The organism is Anaeromusa acidaminophila DSM 3853, assembly GCF_000374545.1.
Taxonomy (GTDB): Bacteria; Bacillota; Negativicutes; order Anaeromusales; family Anaeromusaceae; genus Anaeromusa; species Anaeromusa acidaminophila.
The window spans coordinates 19,502-41,249 of the sequence record NZ_KB894609.1; the positions used below are offsets into that span (position 1 = coordinate 19,502).

Annotated in this window: 20 protein-coding genes, 1 tRNA gene and 2 riboswitches; of the genes, 16 read left to right on the top strand and 5 right to left on the bottom strand. The window is 49.2% G+C overall.

The genetic code is table 11. The features are described from left to right. Window positions 1-107: 107 nt before the first annotated feature. The 7 genes from C508_RS0115655 to C508_RS0115685 all read left to right on the top strand — a co-directional run bounded on the left by C508_RS0115655 (window position 108) and on the right by C508_RS0115685 (window position 7,047). Window positions 108-1,733, top strand: a complete 1,626-nt coding sequence (locus C508_RS0115655; RefSeq protein WP_018704517.1) for an L-lactate permease — start codon at window positions 108-110, stop codon at window positions 1,731-1,733. 180 nt (window positions 1,734-1,913) lie between these two features. Beyond that, window positions 1,914-2,762, top strand: a complete 849-nt coding sequence (locus C508_RS20875; RefSeq protein ID WP_018704518.1) for a methyl-accepting chemotaxis protein — start codon at window positions 1,914-1,916, stop codon at window positions 2,760-2,762. A gap of 356 nt (window positions 2,763-3,118) precedes the next feature. Beyond that, a complete protein-coding gene (locus C508_RS0115665) occupies window positions 3,119-3,697 on the top strand; it encodes a DsbA family oxidoreductase (protein WP_018704519.1) in 579 nt (192 codons plus the stop codon). Window positions 3,698-4,238: 541 nt separating this feature from the next. After that, a complete protein-coding gene (locus C508_RS0115670) occupies window positions 4,239-6,137 on the top strand; it encodes an ABC-F family ATP-binding cassette domain-containing protein (protein WP_018704520.1) in 1,899 nt (632 codons plus the stop codon). Window positions 6,138-6,229: 92 nt separating this feature from the next. Next, complete coding sequence (locus C508_RS20410; RefSeq protein ID WP_018704521.1) at window positions 6,230-6,400, top strand: hypothetical protein; 171 nt, start codon at window positions 6,230-6,232, stop codon at window positions 6,398-6,400. A 65-nt stretch (window positions 6,401-6,465) separates the two neighbouring features. Further along, window positions 6,466-6,540, top strand: a tRNA-Val gene (locus C508_RS0115680). A gap of 123 nt (window positions 6,541-6,663) precedes the next feature. After that, entirely contained in the window at window positions 6,664-7,047 is a 384-nt protein-coding gene (locus tag C508_RS0115685) for a YkvA family protein (RefSeq protein ID WP_018704522.1), read from the top strand. A gap of 70 nt (window positions 7,048-7,117) precedes the next feature. On the opposite strand, the gene C508_RS19665 is transcribed toward C508_RS0115685, so the two are convergent. Next, window positions 7,118-9,385: an EAL domain-containing protein gene (locus C508_RS19665; RefSeq protein WP_018704523.1), complete on the bottom strand. Its 2,268-nt coding sequence runs from the start codon at window positions 9,383-9,385 to the stop codon at window positions 7,118-7,120. Window positions 9,386-9,735: 350 nt separating this feature from the next. On the opposite strand from C508_RS19665, the gene C508_RS0115695 reads away from it, so the two are divergent. From C508_RS0115695 to C508_RS0115720, 6 genes are all read left to right on the top strand, one after another. After that, window positions 9,736-10,134, top strand: a complete 399-nt coding sequence (locus C508_RS0115695; protein ID WP_018704524.1) for a rhodanese-like domain-containing protein — start codon at window positions 9,736-9,738, stop codon at window positions 10,132-10,134. A gap of 14 nt (window positions 10,135-10,148) precedes the next feature. After that, window positions 10,149-10,427: a CC/Se motif family (seleno)protein gene (locus C508_RS18950; protein WP_018704525.1), complete on the top strand. Its 279-nt coding sequence runs from the start codon at window positions 10,149-10,151 to the stop codon at window positions 10,425-10,427. A gap of 198 nt (window positions 10,428-10,625) precedes the next feature. Continuing rightward, the gene (locus tag C508_RS0115705; RefSeq protein WP_018704526.1) at window positions 10,626-11,147 is read left to right on the top strand and encodes a hypothetical protein; all 522 of its coding nucleotides are present in this window, start codon (window positions 10,626-10,628) and stop codon (window positions 11,145-11,147) included. 185 nt (window positions 11,148-11,332) lie between these two features. Further along, a complete protein-coding gene (locus C508_RS0115710) occupies window positions 11,333-11,605 on the top strand; it encodes a CD3324 family protein (protein ID WP_018704527.1) in 273 nt (90 codons plus the stop codon). Window positions 11,606-11,720: 115 nt separating this feature from the next. Beyond that, a complete protein-coding gene (gene rsgA, locus C508_RS0115715) occupies window positions 11,721-12,794 on the top strand; it encodes a ribosome small subunit-dependent GTPase A (protein WP_018704528.1) in 1,074 nt (357 codons plus the stop codon). 40 nt (window positions 12,795-12,834) lie between these two features. Then, window positions 12,835-13,539 carry an alpha/beta hydrolase gene (locus C508_RS0115720; protein WP_018704529.1) on the top strand — a complete coding sequence of 235 codons (705 nt, stop codon included), beginning with the start codon at window positions 12,835-12,837 and terminating at the stop codon, window positions 13,537-13,539. Window positions 13,540-13,748: 209 nt separating this feature from the next. Here the strand turns inward: C508_RS0115720 and C508_RS0115730 are convergent, their stop codons facing one another. Both C508_RS0115730 and C508_RS0115735 read right to left on the bottom strand, forming a co-directional pair. Continuing rightward, a complete protein-coding gene (locus tag C508_RS0115730) occupies window positions 13,749-15,440 on the bottom strand; it encodes a methyl-accepting chemotaxis protein (protein ID WP_018704530.1) in 1,692 nt (563 codons plus the stop codon). A gap of 233 nt (window positions 15,441-15,673) precedes the next feature. Then, window positions 15,674-17,365: a methyl-accepting chemotaxis protein gene (locus tag C508_RS0115735; RefSeq protein ID WP_018704531.1), complete on the bottom strand. Its 1,692-nt coding sequence runs from the start codon at window positions 17,363-17,365 to the stop codon at window positions 15,674-15,676. A gap of 121 nt (window positions 17,366-17,486) precedes the next feature. Then, a riboswitch (cyclic di-GMP riboswitch) is annotated at window positions 17,487-17,572 on the bottom strand. Between the two features lie 163 nt (window positions 17,573-17,735). Here C508_RS0115735 and C508_RS0115740 point away from each other — a divergent pair. Together C508_RS0115740 and C508_RS0115745 are read left to right on the top strand one after the other, a co-directional pair. Then, complete coding sequence (locus C508_RS0115740) at window positions 17,736-18,143, top strand: hypothetical protein (RefSeq protein WP_018704532.1); 408 nt, start codon at window positions 17,736-17,738, stop codon at window positions 18,141-18,143. 1 nt (window position 18,144) lies between these two features. Continuing rightward, window positions 18,145-18,579, top strand: coding sequence for a DUF3887 domain-containing protein (locus tag C508_RS0115745; protein WP_018704533.1), 435 nt, complete (start codon window positions 18,145-18,147; stop codon window positions 18,577-18,579). A gap of 38 nt (window positions 18,580-18,617) precedes the next feature. On the opposite strand, the gene C508_RS0115750 is transcribed toward C508_RS0115745, so the two are convergent. Then, window positions 18,618-19,235, bottom strand: a complete 618-nt coding sequence (locus C508_RS0115750; protein ID WP_018704534.1) for a DedA family protein — start codon at window positions 19,233-19,235, stop codon at window positions 18,618-18,620. A gap of 198 nt (window positions 19,236-19,433) precedes the next feature. Further along, window positions 19,434-19,517: riboswitch (cyclic di-GMP riboswitch) on the top strand. Between the two features lie 130 nt (window positions 19,518-19,647). On the opposite strand from C508_RS0115750, the gene C508_RS0115760 reads away from it, so the two are divergent. After that, window positions 19,648-21,414 (top strand): methyl-accepting chemotaxis protein, encoded by a 1,767-nt coding sequence (locus tag C508_RS0115760; RefSeq protein WP_018704536.1) that lies wholly within the window; start codon window positions 19,648-19,650, stop codon window positions 21,412-21,414. Between the two features lie 94 nt (window positions 21,415-21,508). On the opposite strand, the gene C508_RS0115765 is transcribed toward C508_RS0115760, so the two are convergent. Further along, window positions 21,509-21,748, bottom strand: a 240-nt coding sequence (locus tag C508_RS0115765; protein ID WP_018704537.1) for an IS3 family transposase, incomplete at its 5' end; no start/stop codon positions are given.

The following is a 21,748-nucleotide window of genomic DNA, read 5'->3' on the forward strand; positions in this document are numbered from 1 at the left end:
CAGGAAACCGTGAACCGTGTTTTTGGACATCTTTGCCAATTGCACTTGTTCACGGTTTTACTTTACAATAATAAATAGTTAGAAAAAACAGAAAAGGAGGTTTTTACATGGATGCAATGGTGGCTGCATTGCCCTTGGTAGTGCTGCTCATCGGCTTGCCGCTTCTAATGAAGCCGGCGGTCAAGGTGGCGCCGGTGGCCTGGGTGGTTACGGTATTGGTGGCTATTTTTTATTTTGGTTTTCCCGCGCAGGTGACGCTGCTGGCGGCGCTCCAAGGGGCTATTACCGGTATCTTTCCTATTATGTATATTCCTTTTGGTGCGCTCGTTGTGTATAATGTCCTCAAAGAAACAGGCTGGATGGACAAGATGCAAGGAGCCATGGCGGCGTTGACGACGGATCGTCGGGCTCAGGCTCTCTTGATTGGTTTTGGTTTCAGCGCATTTCTCGAAGGCATTTGCGGCTTTGGCGCTCCTGTAGCTATTCCGGCCAGTATTTTGGTGGGCTTGGGCTACGATCCCATGATGGCGGCGCTGGTTTGTTTGGTAGCGAATACAGGCCCTGTTCCCTTTGGCTCGCTGGGTATTCCTACGGATACCTTGGTGCTGACTACGCAGTTGGATTTTATGAAGCTGTCCCAGATGACCGGTCGGTTTATGCCGATTCTGGCTTTTATCATGGCCTTTGCTACGGTGTTCTCCATGTCCGGCGTCAAGGGCATGAAAGGCATTATCCCGGCTATTTTAGTAACCGGCTTGTCCTTTAGCATCGTACAGTTTTTGGTAGCCAATTTCCTGGGCGCTACGTTGGTAGATATTTTGGCTTCCATAGCCTGCCTGACGGCATTGGCAGTATATCTTACATACTGCAAGAGTAAAGAAGTGTGGCTCTTCCCCGGCGAAACGCTGCAGCAGGATGCCGGTGCGAAGGAAATTAACTTCAAAGAACTGTTTTTGTCTTGGCTTCCCTATATTTTGCTGGCTATTTTCATTATCGGCGTCAATCTGCCGGGTACGAAAGCCATCTTTGCCGGCAAAGCGCCTGGCTTTGAGTTTTTGCAAATCAAAGCTCTCATTTATAACCCGAATAAGGTGTATGCTTTTACTTGGCTGCAAAGCCCTGGCACGATCATGCTGATTGCCGGCGTGATTGCCTTCTATTTCATGGGTATTCCCATGAGCGCCGTCGGCAGCCAGTTTGGTAAAACCTTTAAACAAATGATCCCTTCTTTTATTGCCGTAGCTTGCATTCTTTCCATTTCCGAAGTGATGAATCTGGCGCTGCCTATCGTGGACGTTAAAACCAAGCTGGTAGTTTGGGCCAGCGCGTCCGGTGTCCCGCAGGCCTCCATGGTGGCGGGCATGGCGAAAAGTATTGTCGGCGTAGTAGATCAGACTTTGTATCCTTTCATCAGCCCGATGATTGGCACCTTGGGCGTCTTCCTGACCGGCAGTAATACCTCTTCCAATGCCTTGTTTGGCATGTTGCAGGTTATTACCGCGCATGGGCTGAATCTGTCGGATATTCTCATGGCGTCCGCCGGCAATGCAGGCAGCACCGCAGGCAAAATGATTTCGCCGCAGAGTATTGTTATTGCCGCGACGGCGGTAGGCCTTTTGGGCAAAGAAGGCCTGATTATGAGGAAAACGATCAAGTATACCATTCCCTATGTTTTATTCTTAGGGCTGTTAACTTGGATGTTTGCCTTTGTCTTCCCCGGCTTGGTGCCGTAAGAGAAACTAGACTAACCGAGCGTAGCGGCGAAGGAAGCTGGCCTTGAAGGCGGGCTTCCTTCGCCTTGTTGTGAAGTAAGGGGCATTTGCAAAGATGCTTTTTACGATAAGATAACTAGAGAGAATTCACAAAACAAGTTGAGCAGGGAGAGCAAGCGGAAAAAGAGAGGGGTTGCAATTATGGCTTGGAATCATCCGGTGCCGCTGGAGTTGGCGCAACGCGTGGTGGAAATGATTCACGAGGTGACTGGGAGCAACGTGAATTTTATGGGCTTAGGCGGCGAGATTATCGCCACTAAGCAACCAGAGCGGCTGGGGAAAATACATAGCGCGGCGGAGAGCATTATGGCCGGACGCGTAGACGAGGTAGCGGTAACGGTTGAAGACGCCGCCAAAATGGACGGGGTTAAAGCAGGCTATAACGGCGCTATTTTATACAAAGGGCAGCGTCTGGGCGTGATCGGTATTACCGGCGACCCCGAAGCGGTAAAGCCGTTGCAAAAAATGGCGGCCATTGTGGTCAATGAAGAAATTGCCAAAGAGCGGGAGCGTCAAGAACGGGAGCAAGGGTTGCAGCAAGTGGCGGCCCAACTGGAATCCGCTACAGGAGAGATGGAGGAACTATATTCTTCAGCAGCGCAAGTCGCCGGACGCTATAGCGAGATGGCGGAAGCTGTAAAGATTACGGAGACGGAATTGAACGATCTAAACCAGGTGCTGGACTATATCCGCAACATTGCCAGCCAAACGAACCTGCTGGGCCTAAACGCCTCTATCGAAGCGGCTCGGGCTGGCGAGCAGGGACGCGGCTTTGCGGTGGTGGCCGATGAAGTGCGTAAGCTGGCTACGTATTCGGCGGATTCTCTGGGTAAGATCAATCAGGCGCTGCAGGCTATTAAAAGCTCGGTGCTGCGAATCGGCGCGGATGTAAGAGGCAACAAGGAAATTACCGAGCGTCAGGAGCAAACTCTGTCTTCTTTAGCGGCGCAAGTACAGGGGCTGCAGCAGGAGCTGCAAAAATTGGTATAGTGAGCAGGACTTCAGCGGCTTTGCGGGGAAATTCCCTGCAAAGCTGTCTTTGCTTTATATCGTGACTTGCGCGGATTAAACTTAGAATGATAAATCGATGTTCGCGCTTTTCACGGTGAATAATAAATTTGAGGGACGTTGCTAACGAATCGCGAAATACACGAAAGACGCGAACGGGTTTTATAATCTGCTCCACTTCTGCTCATCGAACCCACCCGCTACTCCCACTATTTCTGTTGAAATTTATCATTTTCCATAACCCTCGTTCGTACCCTCTCGTGACTCTGATTTTCCTGTTCAATTTCCGATTTTCTTTGTTTTTTCTGTGTTCTGGTTCCAAGAAAAAGGAGGCTCTTATGCGTCGATCGTTGCGAGTAGTTTTTGACTTTGCTTGTCCTTACTGCTATTTGCTTTGGGGTTACGTGCAGGAGTTGCGACGAACTGCGCCGGTACAACTCGAATGGCTGCCTTGGGAAATCAATCCGGATCTGACGTTAGCGGGAAAAGTGCTGCAGCCGGGAGCGTCAGGGGTATCACAGCCGGATCAATTAGGCGCGTCCCTGGGCTTGGTTCCGTCCGCCAGGACCGTGTTGTCTAATACGCACCAGGCGCTGGCGGCGTTGGAATTTGCCAAAGACCACGGCCAAGGCGACGCTTGGCTAGATGCCGTTTTTCCAGCTCATTTTGTCGACGGCCAGGATATCGGCCAACTGCCGGTGCTGCTGCAACTGGCGCAGGAGATTGGTTTTGATGTGCAGGAGTTGGAGGCGGCGCTGCAGGCGGGGCGCTATGACCAGCGCTTGCTGGATAACGAGGCCTATTGCCAGGAGCATCAGATTGAATGGGTTCCTACGGTGCTTTGGGGGCAGGAAAAGCTGCTGGAAGGCGTTATTTCCTTCAGCGTGTTTAAAGACACATTAAAAACATTGTTTTAGGGAAGCACTGTTTCATGCGACGCTCCGTCTTGGTTATTTTCTCTTAGACATAGCACCGCTTTAGAAGAAGTCCGTCTGTCCTTTTGGACAGAGGGACTTTGATTTTTTATTTGACTGCATTAAGCTGAGGAGCCATTGCAGCATCTTTGTATTTGAGACAAGATTTGCGCGCGCCTCGAAAAAGCAGGTTAAGGCGGCAGTTTCTTAACTCGTTGCGCTCAAACAAGCGAAACTTTGATGCGCCTTAGCCTGTTTTTTCGTCCTGCGGACCGGCTTACTCCAATAAAAGTCTCAAATACAATGACCGCTGCCTTCGAAACCTTCCCGCTACTCCCTGTACTCCGGTTAAAACCCGTGCCCTGTTCTTCTCTTGCGTACCCTCCCGTGACTCTGATTCTCTTGTTTCATCTTCATCGCGCCCTCCATCTACTCACTCTACTCCTGTTAAAATTCTCGTTTCTTTGTTTCTGGCTCCATTGTGATTTGGCAGCGCCTTTTGTACAATAGAATTTAGATTTAAAAGAAGACAGAGGGAAAACTCATGCATATCCTTTCCATAGAAAATATGAGCAAACAATACGGCGAGCGTACTCTTTTCGAGGACGTGACCTTCGGAATTGGCGATACGGACCGCTTGGGTCTGATCGGCGTTAACGGCACCGGCAAGACTACGTTTTTAAAAGTGATAGCTGGCCTGGAGCCGCCGGACGAAGGGAAAATCAGCCGAGCCGGCAGCGTGCAGGTGGAGTATCTGTCACAGGACCCGGAGTATGATCAGGAAGGCACGGTACTGCAAGAAGTCTTTCGCGGCGCTTCGCCTATTTTGCAGGTGCTGCGGGAATACGAGGCGGCCTTAGGCGCTGCAGCCGCTTGCCCCGGTGATGAGGCGCTGCAGGCGCAGGTAGTGCGTCTAGGCCAGAAAATGGACGAGCAGAATACCTGGCCATTGGAAAGCGAAGCTAAGACTATTTTAACCAAGCTAGGCATTGATGATTTTAGCGCGCAGATGAAAAATTTATCCGGCGGCCAGCGCAAGCGCGTGGCTTTGGCCGGAGCGCTCATCAATCCGGCGCAACTCTTGATTTTGGATGAGCCTACCAACCATATCGATCATGAAACCGTGGCTTGGCTGGAGCAAACCCTGGCTCGCCGCAACGGGGCGCTGCTGGTCATCAGCCATGATCGGTATTTTTTAGACCGTGTTACTACCGGTATTTTGGAGCTGGATCGGGGACGGCTTTTCCGCTACGAGGGCAATTACAGCCTCTTTTTAGAGCAGAAGGCCGCGCGGGAAGAGCGCGAAGAAGCCAGCGAACGCAAGCGCCAAAACCTGCTGCGTCAGGAGTTGGCCTGGATGATGCGCGGCGCGAGAGCGCGCAGCACCAAGCAAAAAGCGCGTATCGAGCGTTTCGAGACGCTGTCGGCGCAGCAAGCCCTGGGCAAGGCGGCGGCCCTGGATATGTCCGTAGGCTCCAGCCGCTTGGGCAAGACCGTCATTGAAGTAGAAAATCTGAGCCATGATTTTGGCGAAGGCTGCGTTTTGAAAAACTTCAGCTACATCGTCAAGCGAAATGACCGCATTGGCATTGTCGGCGCTAACGGCAGCGGCAAATCGACGCTGCTAAACCTGATCGCTGGTCACTTGGAGCCGCAGGCGGGGAGCGTCAAGGTGGGACAGACCGTTAAAATCGGCTATTTTGCTCAGGAAAACATCGACATGGACCCGCGCCTGCGGGTCATCGAATACATTCGCGAAGAGGCCAACTTTATTGCAACCTTGGACGGCGGCGTTATCAGCGCCGCGCAAATGTTGGAGCGCTTTCTATTTCCGCCGCATCTCCAGGGCGTGTCCGTAGCCAAGCTGTCCGGCGGCGAGCGCCGCCGCCTTTACTTGCTGCGGGTGCTGATGAGCGCCCCGAATGTACTGCTCTTGGACGAACCGACCAATGATTTGGATACGCTCACCTTGGCGGTGCTGGAGGATTATCTGGACACTTTTCCGGGCGCCGTGTTGACGGTATCCCATGATCGCTACTTTCTTGATCGCGTAGCGGACCATATTTTCGCGTTTGAAGCAGGCGGTTCCATTGGCCGTTATCCTGGCGGCTACAGCGATTATCTGGAAGCTCGCGCCCCTCAAGGCGAGATGGAGAAAGCATCCGGCTCAAAAGAAAGCGATAAGACCGACGAGCGCAATCAAAACCGCGCGCCCCGTATGGGCTTCAAGGAAAAACGCGAATTTGATGAAATTGAAGGGGTTATTGCCGCTGCTGAAGGCGAGCTTCGCGCTGTTCGCGCCCAACTGGCCCAAGGAGGCAGTGATTTTTCTCTGTTGCAGGAGCTGACGGAGCGTGAAAAGCAGCTGCTGGCGAGGTTGGAAGAACTTATGGAGCGTTGGGCTTACTTGAGTGAACTGGCGGAAGCCAGTGAGAGCCGCTAAAGGGGCAAGTAAGTTTTAGGCGAGCTTGTGCGAACTGTGATAAAATAGAAAGAGACATAACTAAGCTGTTAACAGCCGGAGCGTGATTGATTATGCATAAGATTACCTATAAATGTCCGAAATGCGAGAACGTTTTTACCGTCGCTTCCAAGAAAGAGCAGCTTAAAGTGGTTTGCGTCCACTGCGGCGAACCGGGCTATCTTTTGGATGAAATTGACGAAGAAGAAACAGATCTTGAAGAAGAGCCGGACCAAGACGAGTGAGGAAATCTCATCGGGGCGATGATCTGGACAAGAAAACATTGTTATGGTAAAATTAAAACCTGTTAGGGGCATTAGCTCAGTGGGAGAGCGCTTGATTCACATTCAAGAGGCCACTGGTTCGAAACCAGTATGCCCCACCATTTCTAACAAGCAAGACTCTCGAGAATTCGAGAGTCTTTTTGTATATAGACGGTGCGAACTAACGGGAGATTGATAGAAAAATTTCAACAAATTACAATTGGTTTTTAGTAAAAGGAGATACAATGAACGAGTCACATGATGAGCGTTACGGAAATTATGCGCAGGAATACTCGCAGCCACGCTTTTTTGAGAAGCTGTGCAAGCAGGCCAAGGTGATTGGCGCTTCTTTGATTTACAAGGCGCTGCAGCTTTTCTATGTCGCCCAGAAGCCGGAAGTTCCGCTGAAGGTGAAAGCGACCATTTATGGAGCGTTGGGATATTTTATTCTGCCTTTTGACGTGATTCCGGATATGATCGTCGGCGTGGGGTATGGGGACGATGCAACGGCCTTGTTGGTAGCGCTGGGGATTGCGCATATGTATATTGACGAAGACGTCCGCGAGCAGGCGAAACAGAAATTGGCAGGTATTCTCGGGGAAGAAGCGTTGCACGGGTTGGATGTATAAACGATAGGTGTATAGAAACAATAACAAAGAACATAAAAAGACGGCGCTGGCCAATGGCAGCGCCGTCTTTTTATGTTTTCAGTAACTGTATCGCCGTAGCGGGCGGTTCTGGACGTCCGAAATAGTAGCCTTGAATATAGTCGCAATGCGTTTGCGCCAAAAAAGAAACTTGGTCGGATTTTTCCACGCCTTCGGCAACTACGACCATTTTCATAGTATGGGCCATATCGATGATGTTTTTAATAATTGAATTCTGCGTAGTATCGTTGAACATCCGGTCGATAAAGGATTTATCAATTTTTAGCGTATTTACAGGCAAGCGGTGCAGATAGGTCAGGGAAGAATATCCGGTTCCAAAGTCATCAAGGGCAAGGCGTACGCCCATTTCACTCAATTTAGCTAAATTGCGCACTACATTGTCTAGAGAGGACATGAGGGCGGTTTCGGTTATTTCCAGCTCGAGCTGTTCGGGGCGAAGGCCGATGTTGGTGATGACGCGTTGGACCATGGTAACAAAATATTCATCTGATAACTGAATGGGCGAGGTATTAACGCCGATTCGAATATGCCCTTGTCCCTGCTCGGATAAGTGTTTTGCAAAGAAGCAGGCTTCTTTTAATACCCACTCGCCAATCGAATGGATGAGGCCGGTTTGTTCCGCTAAGGGAATAAAAACATCTGGAGAGATTTTGCCATATTGCTCACTATCCCAGCGCAACAAGGCTTCAAAGCCAATGACAGTATGATCAAGGACTCGAACCAGCGGCTGATACACTACCGTCAGTTCGCCTTGGTTCAGCGCGGAGCGCAGGGCTACTTTTAAGACCATCTGCTCATAGGCTTCGGTCTGCATGGAAGGTTCATAGAAACGCCAGCAATTTTTCCCTGTCTTTTTCACCGCGTACATGGCGTTGTCGGCATTCTTGAGGATTTCTTCGCGAGTATCGCCGTTTTCGGGATAGAGAGCAATGCCAATGCTTGCGGAGGTCTGCAAGCGAATGGTGTCGGTATCGTATTCATAGGCTAAGGCATGGAGGAGTTTTGAAGCTTTTTTTTCGAGTTCCTGACGTGCTTTTTGGCCAGGTAAAATCACAACAAACTCATCGCCGCCAATACGCGCGACAAAGCCGGAGGCTTTTGTTTCCTCTACAAGAATTGATCCGGACTTAATAATCAAATCGTCGCCATATTGATGCCCTAAGGTATCATTAATTGTTTTTAAATCATCTAGGTCGATAAAGAGGACAGCCCCTGTATGCCCTTCTTTTTGCGCTTTTTCCAGTTCTTCCTTCAACTGTTCGTTTAAATGCTCTCGGTTGGGCAAGCCTGTAAGACTATCATGGAGGGATGCGTAGTGGAGTTTGTTATAGTTGCAAAGCAGCTCCTCTTCTTTGGCTAAGAGCTCTTCGTTTTGAGCGGCTAATTCTTCCTCTTGGGCTTGCAGGTTTTCGTGGGCGAGGAACAACTGGTCATAGTTTATTTTCAGTTTCTTTTTGAGACGGTCTATATACAGTTTGATTGCTATGCCGAGAACAATGAGAGACGCTGCGACGATGAGCAGGAAAAAGAGGATTTTTTCTTGGCGAGCTTTTACATAGCCGTCCGAATGAGTATAGAAAAATTTTAAATACAATTCTTCAAAAACGCCGTTGTCTTTTAATTGATCGAGTTTGTGGTTCATATATTCCACTAAATCCGGGCGGGACTTGCTAACGGCGTAGGCATGCTCGCGGGGAAAGAGATTGGTAACCTGAGGAACAACGATCCCTTTAAGATTCTTAGAAATAATCGTATAATCCATAAGCTGTTGGTTTTCAAAAATCACGTCGATTTTTCCGTCAAGCAGGTCGGGCAGAGCGTCGTCAATATCGTCATATGTTTGGTAAGGCGAGATATGCAGCGTGTTTCGCAAAAGACTTTCCGTGTAGTAGCTTTTGCCGACGCCGACGCGCAGGTCCGCCAAATCTTCTAAGGCTATTTTTCGAAAATGAGCCAGCGTATAGATGGAAACATAGGAATTAAACAAGGGTTTAGTAAAGAGGACTTCTTTTTTTCGTTCCTCTGTGACGGCAATGATGCCTCCAATGTCGATATCGCCTTTTGCCAGCCGTTTATAGACTCGATCCCAAGAGTCAGAGGAGTAGTCGACATCGTAATCGGTGGAATCCAAGACAAGGGTAATTAAGCTGGAATCAAATCCATACAGATACTCTTTGTTTTGAAAGGTGTACGGCGGGTAGTTTTTATCAACTTGATACTTTACGGAAGGCGCGCCAGCGCAAACGGATGCCATCAAGTAGAAGGCAATTAGCGCTAAGACGAATCTTCGCAAAATCATGTTGCATCACCTTTCTGTCTGACTTTTGCAAAGCTGTACCGTAAAGCCATGGCGAGCAGCAGGGGGCGGGTGAAATTCGGTATAAAAGCAAGGAAAGTTTACCCGATATCATATAGTTGGTAGTTTCGCTAAATACATAAGAATACCTTTTGATTGCAGAAGGGATTTTGTATTTATAACTGCCTTTTCGTCGTTGCCGGAGAGCTTCATGGGTGAAGGCTAGGAGTTTTGCGAGAGGCGACAGGAAGTATATTTAAAAATAATAGATAAAAATTATTTGTTGACAATGGACAGCTAGTTCCGTAAGCTATAGATAGTATAGGATGTTTTGAGAGAAGGGCTGCTTATTTATGGATACGAAATTGGTGCTTGTTATTTCAGCCCTTATGCTGCTGGCGGTAGTTGCTTTGGGTTGTAAAACGCAGGCTTCTGCTCCTGAGGGGTATCACAAAATAACAGCGGCGGAGGCAAAGCAGAAAATGGCTGCGAATCCGCAGGCGGTTGTGTTGGATGTAAGGACTGCGGAAGAATACCGTGAAAAGCACATTCCCAAGGCGGTATTGCTGCCATTGGCGGAAGTGAAGGAGAAGGCGTCTGTCGTGCTGCCTGATAAAAACGCGGAAATTCTCGTGTACTGCCGCAGCGGCAATCGCAGCCGTCAGGCAGGAGTACTGCTGGCCGAGATGGGATATGCCTCGGTGTACGATTTTGGAGGCATTCAAGACTGGCCTTATGAAGTGGTTCAGTAGAAGGAGGTGCGACTATGCTTGCGATTACGCCCGAAGCGGCTGCCTATGTTAAAGAAAAGAAAAAACCGATTCATTTAGAACTGCCACCGGAAATCGGCTGTTGCATTCATCTGCGGGAAAAGCCCAGCGTTCGCTTGGGCGTGCCCCATGATCCGCAAAATTATGAGAAGCTTATGCTGCAAGGAATTGAGGCGTTTGTACCCAAAGAGCTGGTGTCGCTTCCTTTAACGATTGCGGTCAATCAATTCTTGGGCTTTCGCAATCTGGAAATCACCGGCTGGAAGCTTGTATGATTGCAGAAAAGAGAAGCTGCGGTTTGGATTAGCGGGACAGTAAGGCTAGCGGCTAATGCAAAAGGACCTGTACTGAAACAACGGTTGTTTCAAGGCAGGTTCTTTTGCATTAACGAGTATTGGCACAGGGTCTGCTACATAAGGTGGAGGTTAAAAGGCTGTTAGGAGTAGCGGCATTACTTGAAGGAGGCAACAAGGATGACAAAGGTGTTGGCAGGACGCATTCTTTTGGCGATCTGCATCGGTATAAGCGGGCTGGATTATTTCGGGCAAACGGGAGCTAGCCCGGTGCTGGGAACTTGGTTTAGCAAAGCCGGCAAAGAAGCTGGAAATTTGGCTATGTACGGAGGGATTGCCGCGGGCTGCTTGTATGTGAGCCGGGAGCTTTTTTCTTGGCTTAAGAAGCGCAAGGAACCGGGAGCGTCTATCGGGGCCGGGTATTTGCAAAAAATATGGGAGCAGTTGCGCGCGTGGCATGTGTTTTTGGGGTATGCCGCCGTGTCGTTGGCTTTTTTACATGGCTATGTAATGCTGATGTATCGCTCGTACAGAATAAACGCTGTTTATAGCGGCGAAGTGGCCGCGGCGGCTGCGCTGCTGCTTTTTATTGGCGGCAATTGGCTCTACAAGAATCGAAGGATGCTAGTTCTGCGCAAGTGGCACAAAACATCGGCGTTGCTTGTGGCTGTGGCTCTTGTCGCGCATAAAATGCTTAAATGAATGAGTGATTCCTAATATTGACAGACGAATTTTAAAGGAATATGCTAAGTCTATACCAGAAGAAAGGGAGAATGACTTATCGTACAAACGCAATCTGTAGTTCGTGCATAGCAAAGGCTATTGCATGAGACTGCAAACTTTGTAATAGCCTTTGCCCAATCCTAAAGAATTTAGGAGGAAGCAACATGGGCTACAAGGCGGCTGCGCAGGTATTGCCGGAGGATTTGCTGCTGGCTGTGCAAGAATATATTGACGGCGAGTATCTTTATATTCCGCGTAAAGAAGGATCGCGGCGAAGCTGGGGGGATACAACGCAAACCCGTCAGCAGACAGCGGCGCGAAACTGGGAAATACGACGGAAACGTCAAGAGGGCTTGTCCCCTCGTCAACTTGCGGAAGCATACTATTTATCACCGAAGACGGTGTATAAAATCTTGGCTTCAAGGGAAGCGGAATAAGCAAAGAGTCGTAAGGAAACGCTTCCTTGCGACTCTCCTTTTTTGTTCTGAAACAAGAGGGAGAACTAATGCGTCCTAAAGATGTGCTATACTGCGCCTAAAAGGGGGGCGCACGATGAACATTTTTTCAATGGAGCAATTGGGCTTGACCGAGATGCAGCGCAAAGCCGCAGACAACATGACGCAGCTTGGCCGCGTAGCGGCGCAATATCGAGACGGCTATACGGTGATAACCGCGACAGGAGAGCGGTCTGCGGTTGTTGCCGGGCGGCTGCGGCATGCAGCTGTGCGTCCGGCTGATTTCCCGGCGGTGGGCGATTTTGTGGCGCTGGAATATGATGCCGAGGGAGCGGCTTTGCTATGGCGCGTGTTACCCCGCCATAGCCTACTGGTTCGCCAAGCGGCGGGAACGGCGGGACAGGAGCAGCTCATTGCGGCTAATGTCGATACGGTGTTTATCTGCATGGCCTTGAACAGCGATTACAATCTTCGGCGGTTGGAGCGGTACTTGAGCTTGGTTTGGAGCAGCGGCGCTACGCCGGTAGTGGTTCTTACCAAAGCCGACGTCTGCGAGGATGTGGAGGGGAAGACGGCGGAGGCTTATGGCTGCGCTTGCGGCGCGAAGGTGCTATGTGTTTCTGCGCTGGAGGGAGACGGCGTCGAAGCCGTGCATGCATATCTGGGGGCGGGAAAGACCGCGGCATTTATCGGTTCATCCGGCGTGGGGAAATCTACCTTGATTAACCGCCTGCTGAAAAAAGAGGTATTGGCCACGGCAGGGCTTCGCAAAGACGAAAAAGGAAGGCATACGACTACGCGCCGTGAAATGCTTTTACTTCCAGGGGGCGGCATTGTGATCGACACGCCGGGCATGCGGGAAATGGCGCTGGAGAGCGGGGACTTGTCTGCAGCTTTTGCGGATATTGAAGTATTGGCGCAGTCGTGCCGTTTTGCAGACTGCAGGCATGATAAAGAGCCGGGCTGTGCGGTAAGGCGGGCGGCGGCAGAGGGGCTGCTGCCGGAGGAACGCTTGAAATCCTGGCGGAAATTGCGCCAGGAGCTTCTCTATGCGGAACTGGATTCTCGCCGCCTGGAAGAGGCGAAAATGGCCGTAATGTTTGCCGACGTTGGGGGCCGAAAAAATGCGCGCCGCCTCATGCAAGAGGCCAGTAAAAAACGTAGGTTTTAAGAGCGGATGGGCGATTGAAAATAATGAAAGAAGAGAGAATATGATTACGCAGGAGTTAACCATTGAGAACATACCGGCCTTATTGTGGGGTGAAAAAAGCGATAAGCTTATTGTTGCGGTGCATGGAAATCAGTCGCATAAGCAAGATGCGCCGCTTGCCTTGTTGGCGCAAGAGGCAGTGCCGCTGGGGTATCAAGTGCTGAGCTTTGATTTGCCGCAGCATGGAGACCGGCAGACGGAAGAAACCTTGTGCAAAGTCCAGCAGTGCGTGTATGAGCTGGGCCAAGTTATGGAGTTTGCAACGCAACAAGCCAAGGAGATTAGCTTATTTGCTTGCAGTATGGGGGCGTATTTCAGTCTGCTGGCGTATGAAGCCGTTCCGCTGCGGCAGAGCTTGTTTTTGTCGCCGGTGGTCGATATGAAGCGGCTTATCGATTCCATGATGTTATGGTTTGACGTCAGCAAGGAGCGCTTGCAACAGGAAAAGGAGATTTCCACGCCCATAGGGCAGACGCTATATTGGGATTACTATTGCTATGTTCAAGAACATCCCATTTTGAAATGGCCCAGTCCGACGGCGATTCTTTATGGCGCAAAGGATACTCTTTGCGAACGAGACGAGGTGGCTTCTTTTGCAAAACGTTTTGGGTGCGACCTAACCGTTATGGCGGAAGGAGAGCATTATTTCCATACGCCGGAGCAGCTTGATTGCTATAGAGAATGGCTAAAACAGCGGCTAAAATAGAAACGCATTATAGTGAAAGCCGGTCTTCTTTTGGGGAAGGTCGGTTTTTTCGATAAGCAAGCTATGCTTTGAAGGCAGTAAAAAGAGAGCTGTCTTGAGATGTGGTTTCTGCAAAACAGAGACGAAAAAATTGGCAACTGCACCGATTGGTTTGCAGCTGCCAGTTTTTTGTTAGTTGCCAGATAATCAATGGTTCTGTTCATTGGACTTTAAAGCTTGAACTTGCGGATAGCAGCCTGCAGCTTTTCTGCCAGCTTTGCCAAGATTTCGCTGGCGGATGCAATTTCTTCCATGGAAGCCGATTGTTCTTCAACTGCGGCGGAAACGGTCTGGGTTTCATCATCAAATTGCCTGCTGATGTGGTCAATATTGTCAATGGAAGCTACGATTTCGTTGCTGCCGCTTTCTATTTGTTGAATGGCTGCCGAAATTTCTTGAACTTGCGCGGAGACTTCCGTTATGCGTAAAACGATTTCTTTAAACGTTTGCCCTGCGGTATCGACAACCTCTGCGCCTACTTTAACTTCTCGAGTTCCGTCATTCATGGCGCTGACGGCGTTGCTTGTTTCACTTTGGATTTCTGAAATCATGCTGGCGATTTGCTGGGCCGCTTCCTGGGACTGTTCCGCCAGCTTGCGAACTTCATCGGCGACAACGGCAAAGCCCCGTCCTTGTTCTCCGGCGCGAGCGGCTTCGACGGCGGCGTTTAAGGCGAGCAGATTGGTTTGATTCGCAATCAGCGAGATCGTGTCAACAATCTGTCCGATTTCTTTTGATTTCTCGCCGAGCTGTAAAACAACCTGTGCCGAAGCGGCAACTGATTGTTCAATGCTGTTCATTTGGTTGATGGCGATTCCGATAGCCTTTTCGCCGTCTGTAGCAGCGCTGGTGGTCTTGTCGGTGATTCCGGCGATGGCGGCCGCTTGGCAAGCAGCTTGCGTAATGCCGCCGGTCATTTTTTGCACTACCTGCGAAGCTGCTTCCACCAAAAGAACCTGCTGCGAAGCGCCGCTGGCTACCTCGCTGATTTCAGTAGCTACCTGTGTATTGGCCTGGGCGGACTGTTCTGCGCTTGCCGTCAACTCTTCGGAGGCAGCGGCTACCTCTTCGGCGGTTTGCGCAATTTGTTTAACCATCGTATCTAGATTTACAATCATGGCGCGCATCGCGTCAGCCAAAACGCCGACTTCGTCTTTGCTTTTGACCGCGATGGCTACGGACAGGTCGCCTGTTGATACGGCGGCGGCAGCAGCCGCCAACTGTTCAATGGGAGTAGTGATCCGGCGAGACACATAGTAGATTACCAGCGCCGCTAGAAGCGCTTCAAGAAGCACAAAAAGGGTGAGACTTTTTTGGAAATCCGTAACCATCGCATCGTAAGGAGCGGTGGGTACGCCTAAGAAAAACATGCCAATTACTTGGCCGCTGGCATCTTGAAGGGGTTCATAAATCGTTTGGTTTTCCATGCCGACAACTAGGGCTTTGCCTACGTAAAGCTTATTGTTTCTCAATACCGTATCGGCGACTGCTTCTGCAGCTACGGTGCCGGTGCCGCGCTTTCCTTCGGCGTTGCGTACGGTTGTGGCTATGCGCGTATCATTAAGGAAGAGGGTAACATTTGTGCCAGTCATGGCTTTTATTTCGTCGATAAGCGTAAGGTCATTGATTAATGTATTTCCTTTAAACAGTTTGCCGTCTTGTTTGCTCCAAGCCCCTGGAATTCGCTGATTGATATACTCTTTGGCGACATTCAGGTCAGAACGAAGCTTTTCCCTAGAGGCGGCAATGATTTTTTCCTCCATTGTGTAAACGGCATAACAACTAATTATGGATGTGCCGAGGATTGTTATGAGCGCAAAGATAGAGACCATTTTCCAGCTAAGACGTTTAAGTAAAAACATACTAAACTACTCCTTTCGTGATGCTTGCTGTTGCATTAAGAAAAGGATATGTAATTATAGATCGCCGTCCTGGAGCTGGAAAATATTAGTGTATTATATTTATTATAAACGATAGAAGAGCGTTGGTGTCAAAGTAATGTTTGAATTTTGAAAAAATACATTACACATGGCTGTTTTTAATAAAAAAGAACTCGGCGTCTGCAGAGCAGGGCCGAGTCCTTTTGTTAAACCTGTTAGGCGAGCTGAAATTTGCCGACTTCTTGACGCAGCTCTTCGGCCATGCTGGCTAAAGCTTGGCTGGAAGCAGCGATTTCTTCGGTGGAAGCAGCCTGTTCTTCCGTAGAGGCGGAGACCGTTTGCGTTTGGCTGACGGCCTGCTTGCTCAGGTGATCAATGTCTTTCATGGCGGAAACCATCTGTTCGCTGCCGCCTGCCATTTGCTGCATAGCGGCGGAGGCTTCCTGCATCTGCATATTAACGGTTTCAACTAGGGAGCCGATTTTATGGAACGCTTCACCGGCGGACTGAACAGCAGTTGAACCCTGTTGGACTAGCTGCGGACCTTCATTCATGACGGTTACGGCTTTTTCCGTATCGCCTTGGATTTCACCGATCAGCATGGCGATTTCTTTAGCGGCTCCTTGAGATTGTTCCGCCAGCTTGCGTACTTCTTCGGCTACGACTGCAAAACCCCGGCCTTGCTCACCGGCTCGGGCGGCTTCAATGGCTGCGTTTAGGGCCAGCAAATTTGTTTGGCTGGCAATACCGGAAATGGTGTCCACGATTTGGCCGATTTCCTGAGAGCGTTCGCCAAGCTGCGCGACAACGGCGGCAGACTGGACTACATTTTCCTCAATTTGCTGCATTTGCGCAATGGCGGCGTCGACCTCACGGCTGCCGACCTGGGCCGCTTGCGCGGCTTCATTGGCTCGGGCGCTGACTTGGTTCGCGTTAGCGGCGGCTTGTTGGATGTTGGCGGACATTTGCGTCATTGTTGCGGCTGTGGTATCTACGGCCTGCAACTGCTGCTCCGAGCCTTGTGCTACTGAACCAATAGCCGCAGCGACATCGCTGCCTGCCTGGGCGGCTTGATCGGCGCTGGCGGTCAATTGCTGGGAAGAGGCGGCCACTTGTTCCGCCGAGGAGCTAACTTGGCGAATCAAATGACGCATGCTTTCCTTCATTTCCTGGAAGGCGGTTGCTAATTGACCCATTTCATCATTAGAACGGACTTGGATCGGCTCAGACGTTAGTTTACCTGCAGCCATTTCTCTTGCGGCCTGCACCATTTGCTGAGCGGCGCGGGAGAGGCCGCGGCTCAAAACTAAGCTGATGGCAATGGAGCCGATAATCAGCAAGGCGTTAACGAAGAGCAGTAGTTGCTGGTTAGTTTGGCCTTTTGCGGCAATTTTATCTTGCTCCATTTTTACGAAAGCTTTAATCATTACAACTAATTCATCAGAATTAGTCTTGGCGGTAGTATAGGGCTGAGCGCCTTGCTGGATGACCTGCTGCAAGGTTGTTTGGTCCTGCGCATCCCGGGCTTGCATGGCGCGTAGCGAGAACGCTTCATAGGCGGCTTTAGCCGGCTTGATTTCACCAATTAATTTTTTGGCTTTTTCCGTTACGAAAATTTGCTCCATGCGCGCCAGTTTAGCATCAGACTCTTTCCGGAGTGCTTCAAATTTACTTTTATCCGCAGCGTCGCCGGTGAGGTTGTATTTGCGCACCGTAGCGGCTTCTTCAATAATATGGGCGGATAGTTCTTCCACTAAGGCTAGTTTCTCCAAATTGATTGTTGTGACATCATGGTACTCGCGGTTCATTTCACCAATTTTGTAGTACGTATACCCGCTCATGAGTAAGGTGGCGATAATTACGGCTGAAAATCCTGCTAAAATCTTTTTTCCAATGGTCAAATTCACTTGGTGTTTCTCTCCTTTTTTTGTTACTGTTGTGTTGGGTAGGAGGCGTCACCATGCATAGTGCTGGAGAAAAAAGAAAAAGACAGGAAAGCCTGTCCGAATAGCAAGTAGCAACTAGCTAGTTGGCGGCGCGGCGATCATAGGCGGTTAGCCCTTAGACCCGTAGCTTTGCGTCCCTATTTTTCAATAGGTTTGCCCTACATTATGATATTGTGATATTTATTAAACAATAGAATGGAATGTTTGTCAATTTTTTTGTGTTCTGTTTCATACATTTGTCACAATAACCGTTTATAATGAGAATAGGCAAAATAAAAATGACGCATAAAGCAGACAATGCGTGCGTGTTGCGGGCAGGAGGAGCTTTGGGATGTTGACGATGCTTTTGATTTTATTGGGTCTCTATGTAGTGTATCGGTTATTTCGCTCGCGTTCGGGGTATAATCAGAATCCTTATATGGGAGGCAATGGCGGTTTTGGCATGGGGGGCATGCTGGGCGGTATGGTGCTCGGGTATTTGTTGTCGCAGTATCTGATTGACCAGCACCAGTATGATATGTGGCGCAATATGGATGATGATGAATTGCGCGAGACCCTTACGTCGAACGGCATTTTAAATGGAGATGAATTTAACGATTTGCTGGGACAGGCGGAGGCGGGAAATCTGCCGGACGTTGCCAATCAAAGTACCTGGGATGAGGGCAGCCAGCAGGATATAGCTTCCAATAGCTTTGACGACTACCAAGATAATGATTTTGGCGGGGATGATTGGGGGTAACATGAAACAATTTAAAACAATGCTGTTGGTGGCGATGTTGATCTTTAGTATGAGTCTTTCTGTTTGTTCTGCAGGCAACCGCTTCGCGGAGCAAGTGAAGGCCGCCGCTGATCCAATAACGGAGAACATTTTACAGGCTGTTAATGAAGATGATTATAAGGGCTTTTCGAAAGACTTTGATGAAAAAATGAAAACAGAGTTGAACGAAAATGAATATCGTAAAGTGATTGCGGCGACGAAAGCGAACTTTGGCAGTTATCTTTCTAAAGAGTTTGTTGCGGCTGAGCTAAACGATACGTATACCATTGTTACCTATAAAAGCAAATTTTCCAAGGAAGCAGCGGAAATCATCATTCGTAATGTGTTGGTCGAACGTGATGGCGGCTATGTTGTAGCAGGATTTTGGATGGATTCTCCGCAGCCGAAAAGCAAATAAAGCAAAACACCTGGCTCTTGGCCAGGTGTTTTTTATCTTTACATGTCCTTGTTGTTATTTGTTTTTTTACCACTAGTGCGCTTCCGCCAAACAAGCAAGGCGATTATAAGTAGCAGAAGGACGCCGAGGCTGACTTGATGTCCGTAGGTAGTAAGAAGATACCAATTTTCGCCGAGGGCGACGCCCAAATAAATTAGAGCGATGGTCCAGGGCAGAGAGCCTAAAACGGTATAGGCGGCAAATTTGCCGAAATTGACTTTGGCAAAACCGGCGGGCAAGGAGATAAAGGTGCGAATCACAGGCAGGAGTCTGGCAAAGAATACGGCTGTCAGGCCATAGCGGTCAAACCAACGTTGCGCTAAGTCGACGTTGGAAGGAGTAGCAAAAAAGTATTTGCCGTATTTTAAAATAAAGGGACGACCGCCGTAATAGCCAAAAGCGTAGGAGGCGATTGATCCCAGCAGCCCCCCGGCAACACCGTAAAAAACTGCTGGCTCGAAGCTTAAGCGGCCCAGATATACCAGATAACCTGCAAAGCCAAAGATCAGCTCGCTGGGAATCGGTATGTTAGCGCTTTCCAAAGCCATTCCTGCAAAAATAGCCCAATACCCCCAGGTGTCAATCGAGTGTGTTACAAATAAAAATAATGAATCCATTCGACGCCCCCGTATAGTGAACAATATAGGAAGAAAACTGCGTAAAATGCTTTCTGCAGGGGTTTGCAAAAATCCTTTAAAAAAGCGGTATTCAGTGAAAATGAGTAAAAATATGAACAATTTAAAAAATAAAAAATTGCCGATGAACACAGGCTATGATAAACTTATAAAAGAATACTGCATCGACTAAGTATAGTAAAAAGAAAAAAGCAAACTCGCTGAAAAACGAGGACGCAAAGCCACGGGTCTAATGGCAGAGCCTATGATCGTCGGGCTGCCGCTTTATAGAGGAGCGTTTGCCACACCTGCTTCTTTTTAGCAGGCCTTTTTTTGTATAAATACGATGCAGCAAAGGAGTTCGGTTTTACTAGTACAGGATCAAGAGTTGGTTGGAAATGGAGTGAGGCATGTTATGACAAAATTGAAGTACCGTTTGATTGCCGCAATGGTGGCTACAAGTTTTGCTTGTATTGTAGTTCTTTCTTGTTATTCGATTATTAGTACTGTTCGCAAGAATAGCCAAGACATCCAAGAGTATAGGACGATGCTGTATGAACAGTTTGACAGGGGGATCAAACTGGAGGTGGAGACGGTCCACAGCTTGGTGCAGCGTATTTACAATCAGCAGCAAAAGGGGCTGCTTTCTGAAGCGGACGCAAAAAAACAGGCGGCGGACATGGTGCGTGATTTGCGCTTTGACAACGGTAATTATTTTTGGATCGATACGGCAGAAGGAGTTAATGTCGTTCTATTGGGACGAGATGTAGAGGGTAAAAGCCGCATTCATTTGGTAGATCCAACTGGTAAAAAATTTATTCAGGAAATCATTGCCAGCGGTTTGAAGGAAGGTGGCGGTTATACAGACTTCTCCTTTCCCAAGCCGAATGAGACAGAGTCATTGCCAAAACGTAGCTATACGATGCTTTTTAAACCATACAATTGGGTGATTGGCACAGGCAACTGGGTGGATCATATTGAAAAAGATGTCCAGGTTAAAGTCGAAGAAAAGCAGCGTCAACTTAGCTATGATATCACGATGACCCTTGTAATTGCCTTGGTAGGATTGGGCTTAGTCAGCGCTTTTGCCATGTATATCAGCCGCAAAATTTCCGAGCCGGTAGTTAAAGTGGCGGAAGGCGTAAAACAGATTGCCGCCGGTGATTTGGGCATTGCGGATCTTGAAGTGGAATCAAAGGATGAAATCGGCCAATTGGCTTATTCCGTTAATGACATGAAGCATCATTTGAAAGAGCTTATTCGCGGCATTGCCAATTCCTCCAGTCAGGTAGCGGCGGCCAGCGAACAACTGACAGCCGGAGCCGAACAGTCGGCGCATGTAGTGACTCAGGTTGCGGAGTCAATTAATGAAGTGGCCCAAGGAGCGGAAAAACAGATGCGGGCGGTTAGCGAGACCTCCAGCGCCGTAGAGCATATCTCCTCCGGCATGCAGCAGGCGGCGGCAGGGTCCGCGCAGGCGGCGGAGCATTCTACGCAAGCAGCTCGGAAAGCCAAAGAAGGCGATTTGGCGGTAGGCCGAGCGGTGACGCAGATGGCGTCCATTGAAAAAACCGTGAATAATTCGGCCCAAGTGGTAGCGAAACTGGGCGAACGTTCTAAAGAAATCGGACAGATTGTCAGCGTTATTTCCGGTATTGCCGGACAGACGAACTTGCTGGCGTTGAATGCGGCCATTGAGGCGGCCAGAGCTGGCGAGCAAGGACGCGGCTTTGCGGTCGTAGCGGACGAAGTTCGCAAGCTGGCTGAGCAGTCGCAAGAAGCGGCGCAGCGTATTGCAGAGCTAATCGGAGAAATCCAAGGCGATACGGATCAAGCGGTGGTCGCTATGAGCGAGGGGACGCGTGAAGTGAAGGTTGGCAGCGAAGTAGTAACCGCTGCAGGCCAGGCCTTTGCGGAAATTACCGAGTTGGTAGCGCATGTTTCCGAGCAGGTGCAGGATATTTCTCAAGTCATGCAGCGTATGTCTCAAGGCAGTGAGAAAATCGTCACATCGGTCCATACGGTTTCCGGCTTGAGTGAAGCGGCTATGGGCGAAGCGCAGACGGTTTCGGCGGCAACCGAAGAACAGTCGGCGTCGATGGAGGAAATTGCTTCTTCCAGTCGGTCGCTGGCGAATTTGGCGCAGGACTTGCAGGAAGCAGTGAGTCGTTTCCGGTTGTAAAAAGAATAGAAAAAACCGTGCAGGGAAATGTTCCCTGATGTGACCCCAATAAGTTAGACTTTATAGCGTATCAGTTTTTACTGGTACGCTATTTTTATGCAGCATTAAGATGAAGCCTGTATTCTAGAGGACTCATCCAACCCAAGGACTGCTTGATTCTTTGCTCGTTGTAATATTTTACATACTTGTTTATTGCATCTTTCAATTCATCATAGCTGTAATAAACGACGCCGTAGTACATTTCTTGTTTCATAATTCCAAAGAAGTTTTCCATTACCGAATTGTCATGACAGTTTCCCTTGCGAGACATACTTTGATATATTTTATTGGCCTT

Bases quoted from the DNA above. Each gene is read 5' to 3' on its own strand.
- C508_RS0115655 (WP_018704517.1), top strand. From the start codon at position 108: ATGGATGCAATGGTGGCTGCATTGCCCTTGGTAGTGCTGCTCATCGGC.
- C508_RS20875 (WP_018704518.1), top strand. From the start codon at position 1,914: ATGGCTTGGAATCATCCGGTGCCGCTGGAGTTGGCGCAACGCGTGGTG.
- C508_RS0115665 (WP_018704519.1), top strand. From the start codon at position 3,119: ATGCGTCGATCGTTGCGAGTAGTTTTTGACTTTGCTTGTCCTTACTGC.
- C508_RS0115670 (WP_018704520.1), top strand. From the start codon at position 4,239: ATGCATATCCTTTCCATAGAAAATATGAGCAAACAATACGGCGAGCGT.
- C508_RS20410 (WP_018704521.1), top strand. From the start codon at position 6,230: ATGCATAAGATTACCTATAAATGTCCGAAATGCGAGAACGTTTTTACC.
- C508_RS0115685 (WP_018704522.1), top strand. From the start codon at position 6,664: ATGAACGAGTCACATGATGAGCGTTACGGAAATTATGCGCAGGAATAC.
- C508_RS19665 (WP_018704523.1), bottom strand. From the start codon at position 9,385: ATGATTTTGCGAAGATTCGTCTTAGCGCTAATTGCCTTCTACTTGATG.
- C508_RS0115695 (WP_018704524.1), top strand. From the start codon at position 9,736: ATGGATACGAAATTGGTGCTTGTTATTTCAGCCCTTATGCTGCTGGCG.
- C508_RS18950 (WP_018704525.1), top strand. From the start codon at position 10,149: ATGCTTGCGATTACGCCCGAAGCGGCTGCCTATGTTAAAGAAAAGAAA.
- C508_RS0115705 (WP_018704526.1), top strand. From the start codon at position 10,626: ATGACAAAGGTGTTGGCAGGACGCATTCTTTTGGCGATCTGCATCGGT.
- C508_RS0115710 (WP_018704527.1), top strand. From the start codon at position 11,333: ATGGGCTACAAGGCGGCTGCGCAGGTATTGCCGGAGGATTTGCTGCTG.
- rsgA (WP_018704528.1), top strand. From the start codon at position 11,721: ATGAACATTTTTTCAATGGAGCAATTGGGCTTGACCGAGATGCAGCGC.
- C508_RS0115720 (WP_018704529.1), top strand. From the start codon at position 12,835: ATGATTACGCAGGAGTTAACCATTGAGAACATACCGGCCTTATTGTGG.
- C508_RS0115730 (WP_018704530.1), bottom strand. From the start codon at position 15,440: ATGTTTTTACTTAAACGTCTTAGCTGGAAAATGGTCTCTATCTTTGCG.
- C508_RS0115740 (WP_018704532.1), top strand. From the start codon at position 17,736: ATGTTGACGATGCTTTTGATTTTATTGGGTCTCTATGTAGTGTATCGG.
- C508_RS0115745 (WP_018704533.1), top strand. From the start codon at position 18,145: ATGAAACAATTTAAAACAATGCTGTTGGTGGCGATGTTGATCTTTAGT.
- C508_RS0115750 (WP_018704534.1), bottom strand. From the start codon at position 19,235: ATGGATTCATTATTTTTATTTGTAACACACTCGATTGACACCTGGGGG.
- C508_RS0115760 (WP_018704536.1), top strand. From the start codon at position 19,648: ATGACAAAATTGAAGTACCGTTTGATTGCCGCAATGGTGGCTACAAGT.